Origin of the sequence: Micromonospora sp. NPDC092111, from assembly GCF_044755745.1 — a bacterium.
In the GTDB taxonomy this organism is placed as follows: Bacteria; Actinomycetota; Actinomycetes; order Mycobacteriales; family Micromonosporaceae; genus Micromonospora.
Map to the genome: position 1 here is coordinate 252,568 of NZ_JBIVRQ010000002.1, position 16,924 is coordinate 269,491.

At 73.8% G+C, this 16,924-nt stretch carries 18 protein-coding genes; 6 read left to right on the top strand and 12 right to left on the bottom strand.

Annotated elements, in window-relative coordinates; genetic code table 11:
- Positions 1-56 precede the first annotated feature (56 nt).
- The 4 genes from ACIQG9_RS07200 to ACIQG9_RS07215 all read right to left on the bottom strand — a co-directional run bounded on the left by ACIQG9_RS07200 (position 57) and on the right by ACIQG9_RS07215 (position 4,010).
- Entirely contained in the window at positions 57-1,334 is a 1,278-nt protein-coding gene (locus ACIQG9_RS07200) for a hypothetical protein (RefSeq protein ID WP_400399008.1), read from the bottom strand.
- Between the two features lie 148 nt (positions 1,335-1,482).
- Complete coding sequence (locus ACIQG9_RS07205; protein WP_400399009.1) at positions 1,483-2,082, bottom strand: TetR/AcrR family transcriptional regulator; 600 nt, start codon at positions 2,080-2,082, stop codon at positions 1,483-1,485.
- On the bottom strand, positions 2,075-2,866 hold the full coding sequence (locus ACIQG9_RS07210) for an alpha/beta fold hydrolase (RefSeq protein WP_400399010.1): 792 nt from the start codon (positions 2,864-2,866) through the stop codon (positions 2,075-2,077). The genes ACIQG9_RS07205 and ACIQG9_RS07210 overlap by 8 nt, the downstream gene beginning before the upstream one ends.
- 223 nt (positions 2,867-3,089) lie before the next feature.
- Positions 3,090-4,010 (bottom strand): proline dehydrogenase family protein, encoded by a 921-nt coding sequence (locus tag ACIQG9_RS07215; RefSeq protein ID WP_400399011.1) that lies wholly within the window; start codon positions 4,008-4,010, stop codon positions 3,090-3,092.
- A 142-nt stretch (positions 4,011-4,152) separates the two neighbouring features.
- Here ACIQG9_RS07215 and ACIQG9_RS07220 point away from each other — a divergent pair, with 142 nt between their 5' ends.
- From ACIQG9_RS07220 to ACIQG9_RS07230, 3 genes are read left to right on the top strand one after another with little or no spacing between them, the layout of a single operon-like run.
- Complete coding sequence (locus ACIQG9_RS07220) at positions 4,153-4,428, top strand: hypothetical protein (protein WP_400399012.1); 276 nt, start codon at positions 4,153-4,155, stop codon at positions 4,426-4,428.
- 1 nt (position 4,429) lies between these two features.
- The gene (locus tag ACIQG9_RS07225) at positions 4,430-5,596 is read left to right on the top strand and encodes a glutathionylspermidine synthase family protein (RefSeq protein WP_400399013.1); all 1,167 of its coding nucleotides are present in this window, start codon (positions 4,430-4,432) and stop codon (positions 5,594-5,596) included.
- Between the two features lie 19 nt (positions 5,597-5,615).
- Positions 5,616-6,182, top strand: coding sequence for a CGNR zinc finger domain-containing protein (locus ACIQG9_RS07230; RefSeq protein ID WP_400399014.1), 567 nt, complete (start codon positions 5,616-5,618; stop codon positions 6,180-6,182).
- 173 nt (positions 6,183-6,355) lie between these two features.
- Here the strand turns inward: ACIQG9_RS07230 and ACIQG9_RS07235 are convergent, their stop codons facing one another.
- Positions 6,356-7,162, bottom strand: a complete 807-nt coding sequence (locus ACIQG9_RS07235; protein WP_400399015.1) for a sugar phosphate isomerase/epimerase family protein — start codon at positions 7,160-7,162, stop codon at positions 6,356-6,358.
- Positions 7,163-7,238: 76 nt separating this feature from the next.
- Complete coding sequence (locus ACIQG9_RS07240) at positions 7,239-8,183, bottom strand: Ppx/GppA phosphatase family protein (protein ID WP_400399016.1); 945 nt, start codon at positions 8,181-8,183, stop codon at positions 7,239-7,241.
- Positions 8,184-8,256: 73 nt separating this feature from the next.
- Here ACIQG9_RS07240 and ACIQG9_RS07245 point away from each other — a divergent pair, with 73 nt between their 5' ends.
- On the top strand, positions 8,257-9,066 hold the full coding sequence (locus ACIQG9_RS07245) for a hypothetical protein (protein ID WP_400399017.1): 810 nt from the start codon (positions 8,257-8,259) through the stop codon (positions 9,064-9,066).
- Positions 9,067-9,091: 25 nt separating this feature from the next.
- On the opposite strand, the gene rraA is transcribed toward ACIQG9_RS07245, so the two are convergent.
- The 6 genes from rraA to ACIQG9_RS07275 are packed head-to-tail and all read right to left on the bottom strand — an operon-like array spanning position 9,092 to position 14,471.
- Positions 9,092-9,568: a ribonuclease E activity regulator RraA gene (gene rraA / locus ACIQG9_RS07250; protein ID WP_400399018.1), complete on the bottom strand. Its 477-nt coding sequence runs from the start codon at positions 9,566-9,568 to the stop codon at positions 9,092-9,094.
- Positions 9,569-9,584: 16 nt separating this feature from the next.
- Positions 9,585-10,781, bottom strand: a complete 1,197-nt coding sequence (locus ACIQG9_RS07255; protein WP_400399019.1) for an MFS transporter — start codon at positions 10,779-10,781, stop codon at positions 9,585-9,587.
- Positions 10,782-11,174, bottom strand: a complete 393-nt coding sequence (locus ACIQG9_RS07260) for a universal stress protein (RefSeq protein ID WP_400399020.1) — start codon at positions 11,172-11,174, stop codon at positions 10,782-10,784.
- The gene (locus tag ACIQG9_RS07265; protein WP_400399021.1) at positions 11,171-12,676 is read right to left on the bottom strand and encodes a tripartite tricarboxylate transporter permease; all 1,506 of its coding nucleotides are present in this window, start codon (positions 12,674-12,676) and stop codon (positions 11,171-11,173) included. Before ACIQG9_RS07265 ends, ACIQG9_RS07260 begins: the two co-directional genes overlap by 4 nt.
- Positions 12,676-13,467: a tripartite tricarboxylate transporter TctB family protein gene (locus tag ACIQG9_RS07270; RefSeq protein WP_400399022.1), complete on the bottom strand. Its 792-nt coding sequence runs from the start codon at positions 13,465-13,467 to the stop codon at positions 12,676-12,678. The genes ACIQG9_RS07265 and ACIQG9_RS07270 overlap by 1 nt, the downstream gene beginning before the upstream one ends.
- Positions 13,464-14,471, bottom strand: coding sequence for a Bug family tripartite tricarboxylate transporter substrate binding protein (locus ACIQG9_RS07275; protein ID WP_400399023.1), 1,008 nt, complete (start codon positions 14,469-14,471; stop codon positions 13,464-13,466). The genes ACIQG9_RS07270 and ACIQG9_RS07275 overlap by 4 nt, the downstream gene beginning before the upstream one ends.
- A gap of 105 nt (positions 14,472-14,576) precedes the next feature.
- Between ACIQG9_RS07275 and ACIQG9_RS07280 the strand changes: the two genes are divergently transcribed.
- Both ACIQG9_RS07280 and ACIQG9_RS07285 read left to right on the top strand, forming a co-directional pair.
- On the top strand, positions 14,577-16,256 hold the full coding sequence (locus ACIQG9_RS07280) for an ATP-binding protein (protein ID WP_400399024.1): 1,680 nt from the start codon (positions 14,577-14,579) through the stop codon (positions 16,254-16,256).
- Entirely contained in the window at positions 16,253-16,924 is a 672-nt protein-coding gene (locus tag ACIQG9_RS07285; RefSeq protein WP_400399025.1) for a response regulator, read from the top strand. The genes ACIQG9_RS07280 and ACIQG9_RS07285 overlap by 4 nt, the downstream gene beginning before the upstream one ends.

Genomic DNA, 16,924 nt, shown 5'->3' on the forward strand with positions numbered 1-16,924 from the left:
GGCTCGGACGGCCACCTCGGCGGCGCGCCCGGTCCGTGCGACGAGCCCGGTCGAGGTCATCCGGAGGCGGCGCGGACGTAGTCGACGCACTCGTCGTGCAGCGGCTGCCACGGCTCGTCGAACACCTGCCCGGACGCCTCCTCCACGGTGCGGCCGTCGTGTACCACCGCCCGGAAGAACGCCAGCGTCCGCTGTTCCCCGTACCGGTCGACGAGGTGCCGGACGGCCAGGTAGCCGACGCCGTAGGCGGCCCCGGCCCGGTCGGCGGTGTCGTCGGCGGCGGGGACGAGGCTGGCCAGTCTCCCGTCCCAGCCACCGGCGGCGTACCGGCGGACGTCGGCCAACCCCTCGTAGCGGTCGACGGGCGCGCCGTCGGCACCGGCGTACTCGGCCAGCCCCTCGACCAGCCACCAGGTCCCCCCGCCGGGGTAGCCCCGGTCGGGCAGCGAGGCGGCGTGGGTCAACTCGTGCCGGAGCAGTACACCGGTGTCGCCGGTGGTGAGCGCGTCGGCGTTGAGCACCACCTCGTGCTGGCCGCCGCCGACGGTGACCGCGTACCCGGCGGTCCAGCGGGGCCGGCCGCCGCCGTACCAGCGTGCCCACTCGGCCTTCCCGGCGTAGAAGACCCGGTACCGGTCCGGGGGTGGGCCGGCCACCGGGTACAGGTCGGCCACCTTCGCCGCCGCCTCGGCCTCGGCCAGCAGTCCGGGCAGCCGCTTCCGGTACGCCGGGGTGGTGGCCACCATGGTCCGCGGGCCGACGACGGCGACCAGTTCACTGACCTCCCAGGGCCGCGCACCGCTCCGCTCCGAGCGGGACTCCTCGACGGCGAGCAGCACCGGCGTGTCGCCGGACTCCCGCCACCGGGTGGCGACCGGCACCGGGCTGGGCGGACAGTCGGGGACGACGAGGCAGTACCGGAAGGTGACCGGCTGCCGCCACCGGCCGGGTTGCCCGGGTACGGCGGTGGGCGGCCCGGTCGGTTCGGCCCGCCACACGGTCACCCGCAGCGCGCGGAGGGCGGCGTACCGACGGCCCAGGTCGGCGTGGGCGGACCGGTCGGCGATCGCCAGGAAGCCGGCGCGGTCGCCGCGCAGCAGGGCCACCGCCTGCCGGTCGAGTTGGGCGGCCAGCAGACGGGCGGTACGGGCGGCCGGGTCATCCGGGTCGTCCGGCCCACCGGGCGGCCGGACCGCCGCCGGACGCTCGGTGACCTGGCGGGCCACCGCGGCCAGCAGCGCCGCCGGCAGGCCGCAGGTGAGCAGGGAGAGGACCACCGCGAGCGCCGTCCACAGCGGCCACCGCGAGCGGCGGCGCGGGACGTCCTCGGTCACCGGCGAAGGGTACGACCAATCGGGCGATCCGGCCAGAGCCACCCGCGCGTCGGCGCACACCCCCGGCGTCGAGGGTGAGGCCCCACCAGCCGGCGGCGACGAGCAGCGCCAACTCCAGGAGGAAGGCGAGGGCCAGCAGCAGGGGCCTTCATCGGTCCCCCTCGGGTGCGGGCCGGGCCCGGGGTACGGGCCAGTCCCGGAAGGCGGTGTCCAGGACGGCGACAAGCTGGTCGTAGGAGTGGTCGATCCGCCGGGGCAGGCCGAAGCCGCCGGCCGACTCCAGGGCGACGAAACCGTGCACGGCGCTGCGGAAGGTCCGGGCCGCGTCGACGGCGGCGTCCCCGGTCAGGCCGTACCCGCGCAGGATGGCGTAGACGACGTCGAGGGCCCGGCGGCCGGCCGCGACGTGGTCGGGGTCGGTCGGGTCGGGCACCCGCTGGGCGGCCGGGTAGCGGCCGGGGTGCCGGTGGGCGTAGTCCCGCCAGGCGGCGGCGACCGCGTGCAGCGCGTCCCGGCCGGCCCGGCCGACGGCGGCGTTGGTCAGCTCGTCGGCCAGTTCGGCGGTGGCCAGCGCGGCGAGCTGCTGGGCCAGCGCGTCCGCCCCCCGTACGTGCTTGTAGAGGCTGGGCAGCGCGACGCCCAACCGCGCGGCGACGGCGGCCAGGGTCAGCTTGTCGTGGCCGACCTCGTCGGCGAGGCGGGCCGCCTCGCGCACCACCGTGGCCTGGGTGAGCCCGGCCCTAGGCACGGGAGACCACCGCCAGGAACTCCACCAGTTGGGCGGCGGTGGCCACGGGCTGGTCGGCGTGCGGGTAGTGGCCGGAGTCGGCGATCATCCGGGCCTCGGCGGTGGTGAAGAGCCGACGGGCGGCCCGCGCCGCCGCTCCGGGGTCGGCGAAGTCGGGGTCCCGCACGCCCATCAGCACCAGCACCGGCGGGCGGACCTCCGGGGCCCGCGCCGTCCAGTGCGGCCCGACCGGGACGATCACGCCCCGCACCGCGGCCATCCGGCCGCGCATCCCGGCGACGATCTCCTTCCGGTACGCGGCGTCGTCGGCGGGCCGGACGGCCGGGAAGAGCGTCCGGTGGAACATCCCGAAGAGCCGGGGGCTACGCAGCACCACCGCCTGGGCGACCCGCATGACCGGGTTGGGCTTGGGCTGGGCGACGAACGGGCTGACCTGCACGATGCCGTTGACCAGTTCGGGGGCGTCGGCGGCGGCGAACACCACGGCCGCGGCGCTGGACGAGCTGCCGACCAGGGTCGCTGGCCCGCCCAGCGCCCGCACCACCGCCAGCAGGTCGGCCGCCACCTCGGCGGGTGCGTACGACGGCCAGCGCGGGCTGGAGTCGCCGTGCCCCCGGACGTCCATCGAGGCCACCCGGTAGCCCGCCTCGACCAGCAGCGGGATCAGGTGGCGGAAGGACCGCCGGTTCTCCCCCATGCCGTGCGCGAGGAGCACCAGCGGACCCTCGCCGTGCACCTCGTACGCGATCGTCCCACCGTCCCGCGCCACCTGGCTAATCGTCATAACCCTAAAGCTAATAGCATTAGCCAATGCTGTCAAGACGACTGACGAACCCGTCGACGGGAGCTGCTGGGCAGGCCGGAGGTGGACCGAAGTCGGACGGGCCGGCGGGACGTGGTCGCCGCCGGCCCGCAAAGGGGACCGCTGGGGATGGTGGTGGCCGGTACGGGCGGCTACCACCCGGTGCCGGGCACCCCGGGCTGGCCGGACGCCGGCACCGAGGGGTTCACTTCTTCGAGGCGAGGGCCCGGCCGAAGAACATCAGGTTCGCCGGACGCTCGGCCAGCCGGCGCATCAGGTAGCCGTACCAGTCCTCGCCGTACGGCAGGTAGGTGCGCACCGTGTAGCCCTCGCCGACCAACCGGGCCTGCTCCTCGGGGCGGATGCCGTAGAGCATCTGGAACTCGAACCGCTCCGGCCCCCGGTCGAACCAGCGGGCCCGGTCCTCGCCGATGGCGATCAGGCGCGGGTCGTGGGTGGCCAGCATCGGGTAGCCATCACCGGACATCAGCACGTTCAGGCAGCGCACGTACGACTTGTCCACCTCGCGGGCGGACTGGTACGCCACCGACTCCGGCTCCTTGTACGCACCCTTGCAGAGCCGCACCCGGGACCCGGCGGAGGCCAGCTCACGGCAGTCCGACTCGGTACGCCGCAGGTACGCCTGGAGCACCGCGCCGGTCGACGGGTGGTCCTTGCGCAGCTTGGTCAGGACGTCCAGGGTCGAGTCGGTGGTGGTGTGGTCCTCCATGTCCAGGGTGACCGTGGTGCCCGCCTGGTCGGCCGCCACGCAGATCGCCCGAGCGTTGTCGTACGCCAGGTGTTCGTCGAACTTCTGGCCGAGAGCGGAGAGCTTCACGCTCACCTCGGCGGCCGGGGTGAGCCCGGCGGCGGTGAGCAGCCGCAGCAGTTTCAGGTACTCGTCCCGGGTGGCGTTGGCCTGCTCGGGGGTGACGGTGTCCTCGCCGAGGTTGTCGAGGGTGACCGCGAGACCGTCGGCGACGAGTTCGCGGGTCGCGCGCAACGCGTCGTCGGTGCCGGCGCCGGCGACGAACCGGCGGACGACGTCCCGGGTGAACGGGGCCGTCGCGACGAGCCGCTCGACCTGGGATGACCTGGAGGCGGCGAGGATGACGGAACGGAGCATGAGCCGAGCGTAACGCCCGGCGGCGCGACTCCGCCCGGCGGCGGCCGGGTAGCCCGGGCCGGCCGCCGGACGGAGTCCCAACCGCATCACGGACCCCGTCCGGGGGGCGACGGAACTGGCATCGATCAGCTACAACGATCCCGTGGAACGACACCCCCGCCGCCGGCTGCGGTCGGCCTCCGTGCAGCTCGGCGCGCTCACCGCGCTGGCGCTCACCCTCTCCGGCTGCAACCTGACCTCCGACGACGACGATGACGACTGCGCCCTCGGGCCGGTCGGCGGCGGGGACACCGTCGCGCTCGCCATGCGGGTGCCGACGGCCATCGGCGACACCCGGGCCGCCGCGCCCGAGCCGGGGTCCGCCGCACTGCCCGAACGCGGTGGATTCGGCACCCACCTCGCCTCCTGCGGCGGCTGAGGTGCGTCGGGAGACGGTCACCCCCCGTCCGGACTCCGGCACCGTGATCCGCTCCCAGGGCCTGGTGTACGCCGACACCGAACTGCCCGACGGCGAGGTCATGTCGTACTGGGACGAATCCGCCGCGTACGCCTTCGACCTGGACGAGGTGCTGCGACTGGAGGAGGCGACCGAGGAACTGCACCGGATGTCGGTGGCCGCCGCCGAGCACGTGGTGGCCCGCAACCGGTACGCCGAGTTCGGCATCCCGCCGTGGGCGGCCGAGGCGGTGGCCCGGTCGCTGCGCGAACGACCGCCGACCCTCTACGGCCGGTTCGACCTCGTCTACGACGGCTCGTGGCCGCCGAAGCTGCTGGAGTACAACGCCGACACCCCGACCGCGCTGGTCGAGGCGAGCATCGTCCAGTGGTACTGGCTGGAGGAGACCCGGCCCGAGGCGGACCAGTGGAACAGCCTGCACGAACGGCTGGTCGGCGCCTGGGCCAGGATCGGCGCCGGCCTGCACGACCGGCGGGTGCACGTGTGCTGGTCGAACGAGGAGGAGTCCGGCGAGGACCAGATCACCGCCGGCTACCTGGCCGAGACCGCCCGGCAGGCCGGGCTGGACGTGACGCTGCTGCCGATCCAGCACGTCGGCTGGGACGGCCGGCGCTTCGTCGACGCCGCTGACCGGCCGGTGACCACCTGCTTCAAGCTCTACCCGTGGGAGTGGATGCTGGCCGAGCCGTACGGCCGTCCGGCGCTGGAGCCGGGCACCCCGACCACCTGGATCGAGCCGGCCTGGAAGCTGCTGCTGTCGAACAAGGCGCTGCTCGCCGTGCTCTGGGAGCTGTACCCGGGCCACGAGTTCCTGCTCCCGGCGTACCTGGACTCGCCGCGCGGGATGCCGGAGTACGTGGCGAAGCCGCTGCTCGGCCGGGAGGGCGGCTCGGTACGGATCGTCACCGGCGGCAGCGAGTTCAGCAATCCGGGGATCTACGGCGACGAGGGCTTCTGCTACCAGGAGTTCCGGGCGTTGCCGGAGTTCGCCGGCAACCGGATGGTGCTGGGGAGCTGGATCGTCGACGGGGAGTCGGCCGGCGTCGGGGTGCGGGAGAGTGAGAGTCTGATCACAGACGGTTACGCCCGGTTCCTACCCCACTACATCGACGCGCCGCGTACCCCCTGAGTCGTCTACCGTTGGTGTCGTGAACTTCGACGCGTACGCCCGGACCGGGGTTGACCTCGTCAACGCCCGCCTGGACGACCTCGACGACCTGCGGGCCCTCTTCCCGGACGACAACGCGTGGATGCGCGACGAGGTCGCCGAGCGGGACCTGGCAATCTTCCGACGGGCACAGAAGCGGCTGCGCGACGTCTTCGAGTTCGGCACCTCGGGGCGGGACATCCAGGCGGTGGCCGAGCTGAACGCCATGCTGGAGGCGTTCCCCGTGCAGCCGCGCATCTCCGGTCACGACTCCAGCGACTGGCACATGCACGTGACCAGCCGGGGCGCCTCGGTCAGCGCCGAATACCTGGCCGGCGCGGTGTGGGGCCTGTCGGTGTGGCTCTGCGAGTACGGCAGCGCCCGGTTCGGCGTCTGCGCCGACGAACGCTGCGGCAACGTCTACCTGGACACCTCGTCCAACTGCTGCCGCCGGTTCTGCTCGGAGCGCTGCGCCACCCGCTCCCACGTCGCCGCCCACCGCGCCCGCAAACGCGCCGCCGTCGAGCAACCCACACCCCCCACCCAAACCCTCACCCCAGTCCCCTAACCCGCCCTACCCCCCTCACCCTCACCCTCACCCCCACCCCGCAGGGTTGATCAAGAGGTTTGTGTCATCCATCGCCGGTGATCTGACGTAAACCTCTTGATCACCGAGGCGGGGGGACGGTGGGGCGGCGAGGTGGGTGGGGGTGGGGGGGTGGGGTTGGGGGGTGGGTGGGGTCAGGCGTTTAGGGGGGAGGGGGCGGTGAGGTTGGCGCGGGCGAAGGCCAGGGCCTCGCGGAGGTCGGCCTCGCGGACGGCGCGGCTCCGGGCGCCCCGGGTGGTCACCTCGACGGCGACCGAGCCGGTGAAGCCACGGCCGGCCAACGAGCGGAGCAGTTCGGCGCAGGGCTGGGTGCCTCGGCCGGGCACCAGATGCTCGTCGCGGCCCTCGCCGGTGCCGTCGCCGAGGTGCACGTGGGCCAGGTTGGCGCCCATCCGGTCGGCCATCTCCAGCGAGTCGGTGTGCGACGCGGCGCAGTGCGACAGGTCGAGCGTGTAGGAGGCGTAATCGGTCTCGGTCGGGTCCCAGCCCGGCGCGTACGGGACGAACTGCCGGCCGGCCATCCGCACCGGGTACATGTTCTCCACCGCGAACCGCAGCCCGCCGAACTGCCCGGCGACCGTGTCCAGCCCGTCGGCGAAGTTCCGGGCGTAGTCCCGCTGCCAGGTGAACGGCGGGTGCACCACGACCGTCGGCGCCGCCAGGGTCTCGGCCAGCTCGGCGGCCTTGCGCAGCCGCTGCCACGGGTCGGGGCTCCACACCCGCTGGGTGACCAGCAGGCAGGGGGCGTGCACCGAGAGCACCGGAACGCCGTAGTGCTCGGCCAGGCCGCGCAGCGCGCCGGCGTCCTGGCTGACGGCATCGGTCCAGACCATCACCTCGACGCCGTCGTAGCCGAGTTCGGCGGCGAGCTGGAAGGCAGCCGCGGTCCGCTCAGGGAAGACCGAGGAACTGGAGAGGAGCACCGGGACGCGGGAAGTCACAACCCTCAGGGTAGCCGGGTCCACCACCCCACTTCAGGACGAGAAGCCCCAAACCCCCCGGAACGACCGGCGTACGTCACATCGGTTGGAGCTGATCCAACCGTCTGAGGATGACGCCCTCACGCAGCGCCCACGGGCAGACGTCCACCGCCGGCACGTCGAGCCGGCGCAGCACCGCCTCGGCCACCACCGCGCCGGCCAGCAACTGGTGGGCCCGACCCGCGCTCACCCCCTCCAGCTCCGGAAGCTGGGCCGGCGGGATGTGCCGGATGAAGCCGAGCACCTGCCGCAGCCCGGTCCGGGTGAGGCTGCGCCGGGACCACAGGCCGGCCGAGGAGGGTGCCGCCCCGGCCAGCCGGGCCAGCGTCCGGAACGTCTTCGAGGTGGCGACCGGGCGCTCCCAGCCCACCTCGGTCAACTTCTCCGCCACCGGGTCGAGCTGCGCGTCGACGTACTCCCGCAGCTCTTCCACCGCCTCGGCCGACGGCGGGGCCAGTCCCGACGGGTCGACGCGCAGCCGTTGCCGGCTCAGCCGGCCGGCGCCCAGCGGCAACGACACCGCCACGTCCGGGTCCTCGTCGATACCGGCGGCCAACTCCAGCGACCCGCCGCCGATGTCCATCGCCAGCAGCCGCCCCGCCGACCAGCCGAACCACCGCCGGACCGCCAGGAAGGTCGCCCGCGCCTCGTCCGCGCCGGAGAGCACCTCCAGGCGTACGCCGGTGGTGTCCCGGACCCGGGCCAGCACGTCGGCCGCGTTGGTGGCGTCGCGGACCGCGCTGGTCGCGAAGGCCAGCAGGTCGTCGACGGCCAGCGCGGTGGCCGCGGTACGGGCCATCCCGACCGCCTTGACCAGCCCGTCGGCACCGGCCTCGGTGATCGCGCCGTCCGGCCCGATCTGCTCGGCGAGCCGCAGCACCACCTTCTCGGAGTGCGCCGGCCAGGGATGCGCACCGTGGTGGGCGTCGACCACCAACAGGTGCACGGTGTTGGAACCGACGTCGAGGACACCCAGCCGCATGAGACGACCCTAGGGCCAACCCGTTTTCCCGGCTCGCCGGCCCACGGGACGGGCCGCGCGTACGCTGGTCCGGGTGACGGGCCAGATGGAACTGCGCGTGCTGGTGGACGACCCCGGCGACCCCCGCAGCCGGGAGGTGGGGCTGGACTTCCCCCGCGAGTGGATCGAGTTCGTCGACCCGGCCGACGAGCGGCACCTGGTCCGCGCCGATCTGACCTGGCTGCTGTCCCGCTGGACGTGCGTCTTCGGCAAGGGCTGCCACGGCATCGTCGCCGGCCGGGCCGCCGACGGCTGCTGCTCGCACGGGGCCTTCTTCACTGACGCCGACGACGAGAAGCGGGTACGCGCCGCCGTCCGGAAGCTCACCCCGCAGACCTGGCAGCACCACCGTCGGGGCTTCCGGAACTGGACCGAGACCGACACGATCGACGGCAAGAACCCGGCCCGGCGCACCGCCACCCAGGGCGAGAACGCCCCCTGCGTCTTCCTCAACGACGCCGACTTCCCCGGCGGGGGCGGCTGCGCCCTGCACGGCCAGGCGCTGCGCGACGGGGTGCACCCGCTGGAGTACAAGCCGGACGTCTGCTGGCAGTTGCCGGTCCGTCGGGAGCAGGAGTGGACCACCCGGCCCGACGACACCAGGGTGCTGGTCTCCACCCTGTCGGAGTTCGACCGGCGGGGCTGGGGCTCCGGCGGGCACGACCTGGACTGGTGGTGCACCTCCTCCACCGACGCGCACGTCGGCGCCGAACCGATGTACCTCTCCTACGGCCCGGAGTTGACCGCGCTGATCGGCGCCCCCGCGTACGCGGAGCTGGCCGGGCTGTGCGCGGCCCGGCTGCGGCAGGGCCAGATCGCCCCCCACCCGGCCAGCGAGGGCTGACCGGGCGGGAACGGCCCGGCGGGGGCTACCCCTGCCCGGCGAGCACGACCACCCCGTCGTCGTCGCAGCACACCGTCGCGCCCGGGGTGAAGACGCAGTTGCCGAACGTCACCTCGACGTCCCGCTCCCCCGCGCCCGTCTTGGCGCTCTTGCGGGGGTTGCTGCCGAGCGCCTTGATGCCGATCGGCAGGGTACGGAGCGCCGCGACGTCGCGGACCGCACCGTTGATCACCACGCCGGCCCAGCCGTTGCGCGCCGCGGCGCCGGCGATCAGGTCACCCATCAGCGCGGTGTGCACCGACCCGCCGCCGTCGACCACCAGCACCCGACCCTCGCCGGGTTCGGCGACGATCGACTTGACCAGGGCGTTGTCCTGGAAGCAGCGGACGGTGACGGCTGGACCGGCGAAGGCGGTGACGCCCCCGAACTGGCCTAGCTGGGTGTCGCACGAGCCGAGCGCGTCGCCGTGCCGGTCGTAGAGGTCGGCGGTGCTGTCGGGCATGGTTCTTTCCTCTCGGTCAGGATGACGGGTCGGTGGCGGGCGGCCGGTGCAGGCCGGTCGCGGCGACGGCCGCCCCGGCCAGCCCGGCCGCCGTGCAGGCGAGCACGCCGGCCGCCCCGGCGCCGGCCGCCAGCACGCCGGCCGCGCTGGGGATCAACACCTGCCCGAGCCGGTTGCCGGTGAGCCGGAGCGACATCGCCCGGCCCCGCAGCCCGGCCGGGGCGGACTCGGCGAGGAACGACATGGTCAACGGCTGGCCGGCGCCCAGGCCCAGCCCGGCGACGGTGACCACGACGGCCATCGCCCACAGCGGCAGGGGCGGCAGCAGCAGCGCCAGACCGGCCGCGGCGAGGACCACGGTGCCGATCAGCAGGCGGCGCCGGCCGACGGCGGCGACGAGCCGGCCGAGCAGCAGCCGGGACGCCATCGAGGCGACCGCCCGCAGCCCGAGCAGCAGCCCGATCGTGCCGGCCGCGATGCCGCGTTCCGCACCGAGGGCGGGCAGGTAGACCAGGGTGATGTCGACCGCCGCCAGGACCACGCAGCTCACCGTGAGGGCGCGCAGCAGACCCGGCTGACGGAGCAGGTCCCGCATCCCGCCGGCCGCCGCGCCGGCCGCCGTCCGGTGGTGTCCGGACGGGCGCAGGAACGCCGCCGCGGCCAGCAGCGGCACGGCGAACGCGGCGGCGCCCAGGAAGATCGCCCCGGTGTCGGGGATGGGGTGGTCCCCGCCGAAGACCACGATCAGGCCGGGACCGCACGCCTGACCCAACGAGGCGGCGAACGTGTAGTAGCCGAACGCGGCGTCGTAGCGGTCCGCCGGGGTGCGGTTGGCGACCAGGGCCTGCTGCCCCACCACCGCGCAGAGGTGCCCGGTGCCGAGCAGCATGCTGGCCGCCACCAGCCCGGCGACCGTGTCGGCGAGCAGCACGTAACCGAGACCGGCGACGGCGAGCAGCCCCGACCCGGCCAGTACGATCCGGCGCTCGCCGAGCCGGTCGACGGCGTGGCCGGCGGGGACGGCCAGCACCAGCGGCACCACCGCGAAGCTGGCCCCGAGCACACCCAGCCAGGCCGGCGGCACGTCCAGCTCCAGCGCCCGGTACGCGGACGCCGGCCGCAGCACGAAGGTCACCGCCTGCACCACGACGGTGTGCGTCAGCAGCAGGCCGACCTGGGCGCGCCCGGGGACTCCCCGCTCCCCGGGGCGCACTCAGTCGACCTTCACCGCGAGCACCGGGCAGGGCACCCGGAGCAGGATCTCCTGTGCCGTCGAGCCCATGATCAGTTTGCCGACCGCGGTGCGGTGCCGGATCCCGATCACCACCAGCGACACGTCCTCCGCCTCGACGATCTCGGTGATCTCCTCGGCCGCGTCCCGGCCCCGCACCAGTTGCCGGACCGTGTGCGGCACCCCGGCGGCGGTCAGCTCGCGGGTCACCCGGTCCAGGTCGGGCTCCTGGGCGAAACGCGGGTCGACGTACGCGTCACCGCGCGAGGTGTTCACCACCAGCACCGGCTCGTCGCGGAACCGGGCCTGCTCCACGGCGGCGCGCAGCGCCGCCTCGCCCAGCGGCGAGGGCACGTACCCCACCAGGATCGTCATCCGGTCACCAACCTTCCCCGCAGCGGGCGGACCACGAACCGCCCGATCACCGGCCAGAGCAGCACCACCACGATCGCCGCGTAGATCGTCCAGGACACCCAGCCGCCGACCAGCCCGTGCAGCTCACCGCCGGAGAGCTGCAACGCCCGCCGGCCCTGGAGCTCCGCACGCGGGCCGAGGATCACCCCGACGATCAGCGGCAGGATCGGCAGCCCGAACCGCCGCATCCCGAAGCCGAGCAGGCCGAGGGTGAGCAGCAGGAACAGATCGAACGGCGAGGCGTTGACGGCGTACGCGCCCATCGAGGCGAAGAAGAGGATCCCGGCGTAGAGGTAGGGGCGCGGGATCCGCAGCAGCCGCGCCCAGGCGGGGGCGAGCGGCAGGTTGAGCACCAGCAGCAGCAGGTTGCCCACGAAGAGGCTGGCGATCAGCGTCCAGACCAGGCCGGACTCCCGCTCGAAGAGCAGCGGGCCGGGCTGGATGCCGTACTGCTGGAAGGCGGCGAGCATCACCGCGGCGGTGGCGTTGGTGGGCAGTCCGATGGCGAGCATCGGCACCAGCGTGCCGGCGGCGGAGGCGTTGTTCGCCGCCTCCGGGCCGGCCACCCCCTCGATCGCGCCCCGGCCGAACTCCTCCGGGTGCTTCGTCAGCTTCTTCTCCGTCGCGTACGACAGGAAGGTGGGGATCTCCGCCCCGCCCGCCGGCAGCGCCCCGAACGGGAACCCGTACGCGGTGCCGCGCAGCCACGGCTTCCAGGACCGCTTCCAGTCCTCCCGGCCCATCCACGGCCGGCCGACCGGGATCACCTCGGCGGCCCGGCGGCGCAGGTGGGCGGCGATCCAGAGCGCCTCGCCGACGGCGAAGATGCCGACCGCCACCACGACCACGTCGATGCCGTCGGCGAGCTGCGGGACGCCCAGGGTGAGCCGCTGCTGGCCGCTCACCGTGTCGATGCCGACCATGCCGATGACCAGGCCGATCAGCAGCGAGGCGAAGCCGCGTACCCGGGACGCGCCGAGCACGGCGGTGACCGCCACGAACGACAGCAGCATCAGCGCGAAGTAGTCGGGCGCGCCCAGGCTGATCGCGAAGGACACCACCGGCGGGGTGACCACCACCAGCAGCAGGGTGGCGATGGTGCCGGCGACGAACGAGCCGATCGCGGCGGTGGCCAGGGCCTGCGCGGCGCGGCCGGCCTTGGCCATCTTGTTGCCCTCGATCGCGGTCACCACCGACGACGACTCGCCGGGGGTGTTGAGCAGGATCGAGGTGGTCGAGCCGCCGTACATGCCGCCGTAGAAGATGCCGGCGAACATGATGAACGCCTGGGTGGGCTCCATCCCGTAGGTGACCGGCAGCAGCAGCGCCACGGTCATCGCCGGGCCGATGCCGGGCAGCACGCCGACGGCGGTGCCGATGGTGACGCCGAGCAGCGCGATCAGCAGGTTCATCGGGGTCACCACGTTGGCGAACCCGTCGAGCAGGTTTCCGAGGTTGTCCATCACAGGATTCCTTGCAGCACGCCGGCGGGCAGGTTGACGCCGAGCCCGATGGCGAAGGTGTAGAAGGTGACCAGCGACAGCGCGACGGCGATCAGCAGGTTGCGGACGTAGTGCCGGTTGCCGAGCGCGAACGCGGAGCCCCAGAAGAGCAGCGTCCCGCTGATCACCCAGCCGAGCCGCTCGATCAGCACCGCGTTGACCAGGAACGCGCCGATCAGCAGCAGCACCGTCCGCCAGTCGATCGGGCTGGTCAGGTCGACGTCCTCGCCGGCCTCCGGCTCACCCGCGCCGCCCCGGGCCACGTCCACCGCGTAGATCGCGGCGACGATCAGCAGCAGCACGCCGAGCAGGATCGGCACCGGCTTCGGGCCGATCGGGTCGGCGCTGCTGATCGCGTGACCGGTGCGCGCCGCGTCGGCGATGACCAGGCCGCCGACCAGGGCCAGGAAGGCGCAGACGCCGTACTGGGCGCGGTCCGGCCGGGGGGCCGGCGCCGGGTCGGACGGGGTGGCCGGGTCCGTCCCGACCGCCGCCGGCTCCGGCGATGAGGGGGTACGCTCCTCGGCCGCCCCGGCGTCGGGCTCCGGCGTGGCGGTCGCGGCGGGTGCCGCCGACCCGACGGGCTGCCCCGTCGGGTCGGCGGCCGGCGGATCCGCGACCGGGGCGGGCCCGGCCGGGGGTTGGCCGCCCTGCTCCCGGTCCGGCGTCGCCGCCTGTTCCGGCACTGTCGGCGCCGCCGGGCTGGACGGCGGGTCGCCGCCCAACCCGGGTCGGGTCGTCCTGCCGGTCATGCCAGTCCGAGCTGCTTGAGCAGGTCGGCCACGGACCTGTCCTGTTCGGTGAGGAAGGTGGCGAACTGGTCACCGGTGATGAACGCGTCGGTCCAGCCCCGCTTGGTCAGTTCGGCCTTCCACTCCGCCGACTCGTGCATCTTCGTCAGCACGTCGATCCAGACCTGCTTGTCGGCGTCGCTGATGCCGGGCGGCGCGACGATGCCCCGCCAGTTGGTGAAGACCAGGTCGATGCCGGCGGACTTCAGCGTCGGCACGTCCTTGAGCGCCTCGATCGGCGCCTCGCTGGTGACCGCGAGGACCCGGATCTGACCGGCCTCCACCTGGTCGAGGAACTCGCCGAAGCCGCTGGCGCCGAAGGCGACCTTCCCGCCGAGCACGGCCGGCAGCAGCTCGCCGCCGCCGTCGTACGAGACGAAGTTGACCTGGCGGGGGTCGATGCCGACGGTCTTCGCGAGCTGCATCGGCAGCAGGTGGTCCGGGCCGCCGGGCGACGAGCCGCCGCCGACGGCGATCGCCTTCGGGTTGGCCTTCCAGGCGGTGACCAGGTCCTGGATCGTCTGGTACGGGGAGTTCTTCGGCACCACGATGGCGCCGGCCTCCTCGATCAGCTTGGCCAGCGGGGTGGTCTGGGTCAGCGTCGCGGACGACTTGGAGGTGTACGAGGCACCGACCACGCCCAGCCCCATCTGCATGGCGAGCTTGCCGTTGCCCTTCTCGTTCACCGTACGCTGGAGGCCGACGGTGCCGCCCGCACCGGGCAGGTTGAACACCTGCACCCCAGTGGCGATCTTGGCGTCCTCCATCACCTTCGCGGCGGTGCGGGCCGTGGTGTCGTACCCGCCGCCCGGGGTGTTCGGGACCATGATCCGCAGTCCGGTGGCCGGTTTGCCGTCACCGCCGGACGAGCCCTCGTTCTTCTCCGCGGTGGCGCCGCAGGCGCCCAGGGCCAGCGCCGTGGCGGCGGCGACGCCGACGACCAGCAGGTTTCTCCGAGTTGCCATCTTGTTTCTCTTCCGTTTCGAAGGAGTCCGGCGGCAAGATGATGGACCCCGGGCAGGCACCGCGTCTGCCTTCTGTCACCAGCGGAAATTGAGGTCTTTGTGGTCGTGGTCACGCCCCGCCGCACCCTGGCCGGGCAGCTACTGGTGCTCCAGCTCGCGATCATCGTGGTCGTGTTGGTGGCGGTCGCCGCCGTCTCGCTGGCCCAGTCCGCGGCCACCTTCAACCGGGTCGAGGGACGGCGGGTGGCCGCCCTCGGCGAGCAGCTCGCCGGCAACCCCCTGCTCCGCGACCGGCTCAACCGCCCGGCACCGGCCGAGCTGGTCGCCCCGCTGGTGCAGAACGCGCTCACCCAGTCCGGGGTGACCTCGGTGACCGTGGCCGACGCCCGGGGCCGGGTGGTCAGCTCCACCGACCCCACCCTGGTGGGCAGCCCGCTCCCGCTCGGCGATCCCGGGGTGGCCGGGGGTCGGAGCTGGTCCGGTGAGCTGGCCGTCGGTGGTTCCCGGGAGTTGGTGGCCCAGGTGCCGGTGCTGGGCGCCGAGGAGGACAACCTCGGCCAGCACCTCGGTGTGGTGATGATCGGCGAGGCCGCCCCGACCTGGTCGGAACGGCTGGTCGGGGCGTCGTCGTACCTGTTCACCTACCTGGGTATCGCCAGCCTGCTCGGGGTGGCCGGCTCCTGGCTGCTGGCCCGGCGGATCAAGCGGCAGACCCTGGGGCTGGAGCCCCGGGAGATCGCCGGGCTGGCCGAGCACCGGGAGGCGCTGCTGCACGGCATCGCCGAGGGGGTCATCGCGCTCGACCCGCAGCAACGGGTCACCCTGGTCAACTCCGTCGGCCGGCGGCTGCTCGACCTGCCCGAGCACTGTCTCGGCCGTACCCTGGCCGACCTGCGCATCTCCGGCCGGCTGCGGGACGTGCTGGCCGGCGTCGACGGCGGCCAGCAGGCGCGGGACGAGGTGGTCGTCCGGGGCGGCCGGGTGCTGGTGATGAACCGGATGACGGTCAGCACGCACGGCCGCCGGCTCGGCTCGGTGACCACCCTGCGGGACCGCACCGAACTAGCCCGGCTGGAGCAGGAGATCGGCTCGTTCCGCAGCACCACCGAGCTGCTGCGCGCGCAGACCCACGAGTTCGCCAACCAGTTGCACACCATCTCCGGCCTGATCCAGATCGGCGAGCACGACGAGGTGGTCCGCTACGTCGACGCGCTGAGCCGCCACCGGGCGTCGCTGGACCTCACGGTGACCAGCCGGATCCACGACACGGCGGTGGCCGCGCTGCTGATGGCGAAGTCCGCGGTGGCGGCGGAGCGGCGGGTGGAGCTGCGGGTCTCGGAGCGGACCGGGCTGGACCGGCTGCCCCCGGAGGTCGCCGTGGACGTCGCCACGGTGCTCGGGAACCTGGTCGACAACGCCGTCGAGGCGGTGGCCACCGGCCACGATCCGGCGGCCGGTGACGGTGGGGCGGCCATGGACCCGGCGGACGGCGGCCCGGTGGAGCGGCCCGCCTGGGTGGAGGTCGAGCTGCGCCAGGACGCCTCGTCGGTGGAGATCGTGGTCCGCGACTCCGGGCCGGGTGTGGCCCCGGAACTGGCCCAGGAGGTGTTCACCCACGGCTTCACCACCAAGGCCGCCCGGGGCGGCGAACGCGGCATCGGGCTGGCGCTGACCCGGCTGGTCTGCCACCGTCGGGGTGGCGAGGTCGCCGTGACGAACACGGACGAGGGGGCGATGTTCACCGCCCGGATGTCGGCGACCGGGACACTGGAGGGGGTCCGGTGATCGACGTTCTGGTGGTCGACGACGACTTCATGGTGGCCCGGATCCACCGCGGGTTCGTGGAGCGGGTCGACGGGTTCCGGGTGGTCGGCACGGCGAGCACCGGCGAGCAGGCCGTCGCCGCGGTCGACGAGCTCCGCCCCGACCTGGTCCTGCTCGACCTCTACCTGCCCGACATGTTCGGCCTGGACGTCGTGACCCGGCTGCGGGCCGCCCGGCACGACTGCGACGTGCTGGTGATCAGCGCCGCCCGGGAGGCCGAGGCGGTCCGCCGGGCGGTCCGCTACGGCGCGGTCAACTACCTGCTCAAGCCGTTCGGCTTCGACGAGCTACGGACCCGACTGGAGCAGTACGCCGCCCGGCGCAACGCGCTGCGCGCCACCACCGTGGCCGACCAGGCCGACGTGGACCGGGTGCTCTCCCGCACCGGCGCGGTCGGCGCCCAGGCCCTGCCGCGTGGCCTCAGTCCGGAGACGGCGGAGCTGGTCGAGCGGTCCCTGCGCGAGCACGACGGCACCCTCTCCGCCAGCGAGTGCGCCGACCGGGTGGGGATCTCCCGGGTCAGCGCCCGCCGCTACCTGGAGCACTTCGCCGACACCAGCCGGGCCGAGGTCGGGCTGCGGTACGGCGTGGCGGGTCGCCCGGAGCGACGCTACCGCTGGCGGGCCTGA

Coding starts and splice junctions, on each gene's coding strand:
- ACIQG9_RS07260 (WP_400399020.1), bottom strand. CDS start 11,174: ATGACGATCCTGGTGGGGTACGTGCCCTCGCCGCTGGGCGAGGCGGCG.
- ACIQG9_RS07215 (WP_400399011.1), bottom strand. CDS start 4,010: ATGCTCCGTTCCGTCATCCTCGCCGCCTCCAGGTCATCCCAGGTCGAG.
- rraA (WP_400399018.1), bottom strand. CDS start 9,568: ATGCCCGACAGCACCGCCGACCTCTACGACCGGCACGGCGACGCGCTC.
- ACIQG9_RS07265 (WP_400399021.1), bottom strand. CDS start 12,676: ATGGACAACCTCGGAAACCTGCTCGACGGGTTCGCCAACGTGGTGACC.
- ACIQG9_RS07275 (WP_400399023.1), bottom strand. CDS start 14,471: ATGGCAACTCGGAGAAACCTGCTGGTCGTCGGCGTCGCCGCCGCCACG.
- ACIQG9_RS07210 (WP_400399010.1), bottom strand. CDS start 2,866: ATGACGATTAGCCAGGTGGCGCGGGACGGTGGGACGATCGCGTACGAG.
- ACIQG9_RS07270 (WP_400399022.1), bottom strand. CDS start 13,467: ATGACCGGCAGGACGACCCGACCCGGGTTGGGCGGCGACCCGCCGTCC.
- ACIQG9_RS07240 (WP_400399016.1), bottom strand. CDS start 8,183: ATGCGGCTGGGTGTCCTCGACGTCGGTTCCAACACCGTGCACCTGTTG.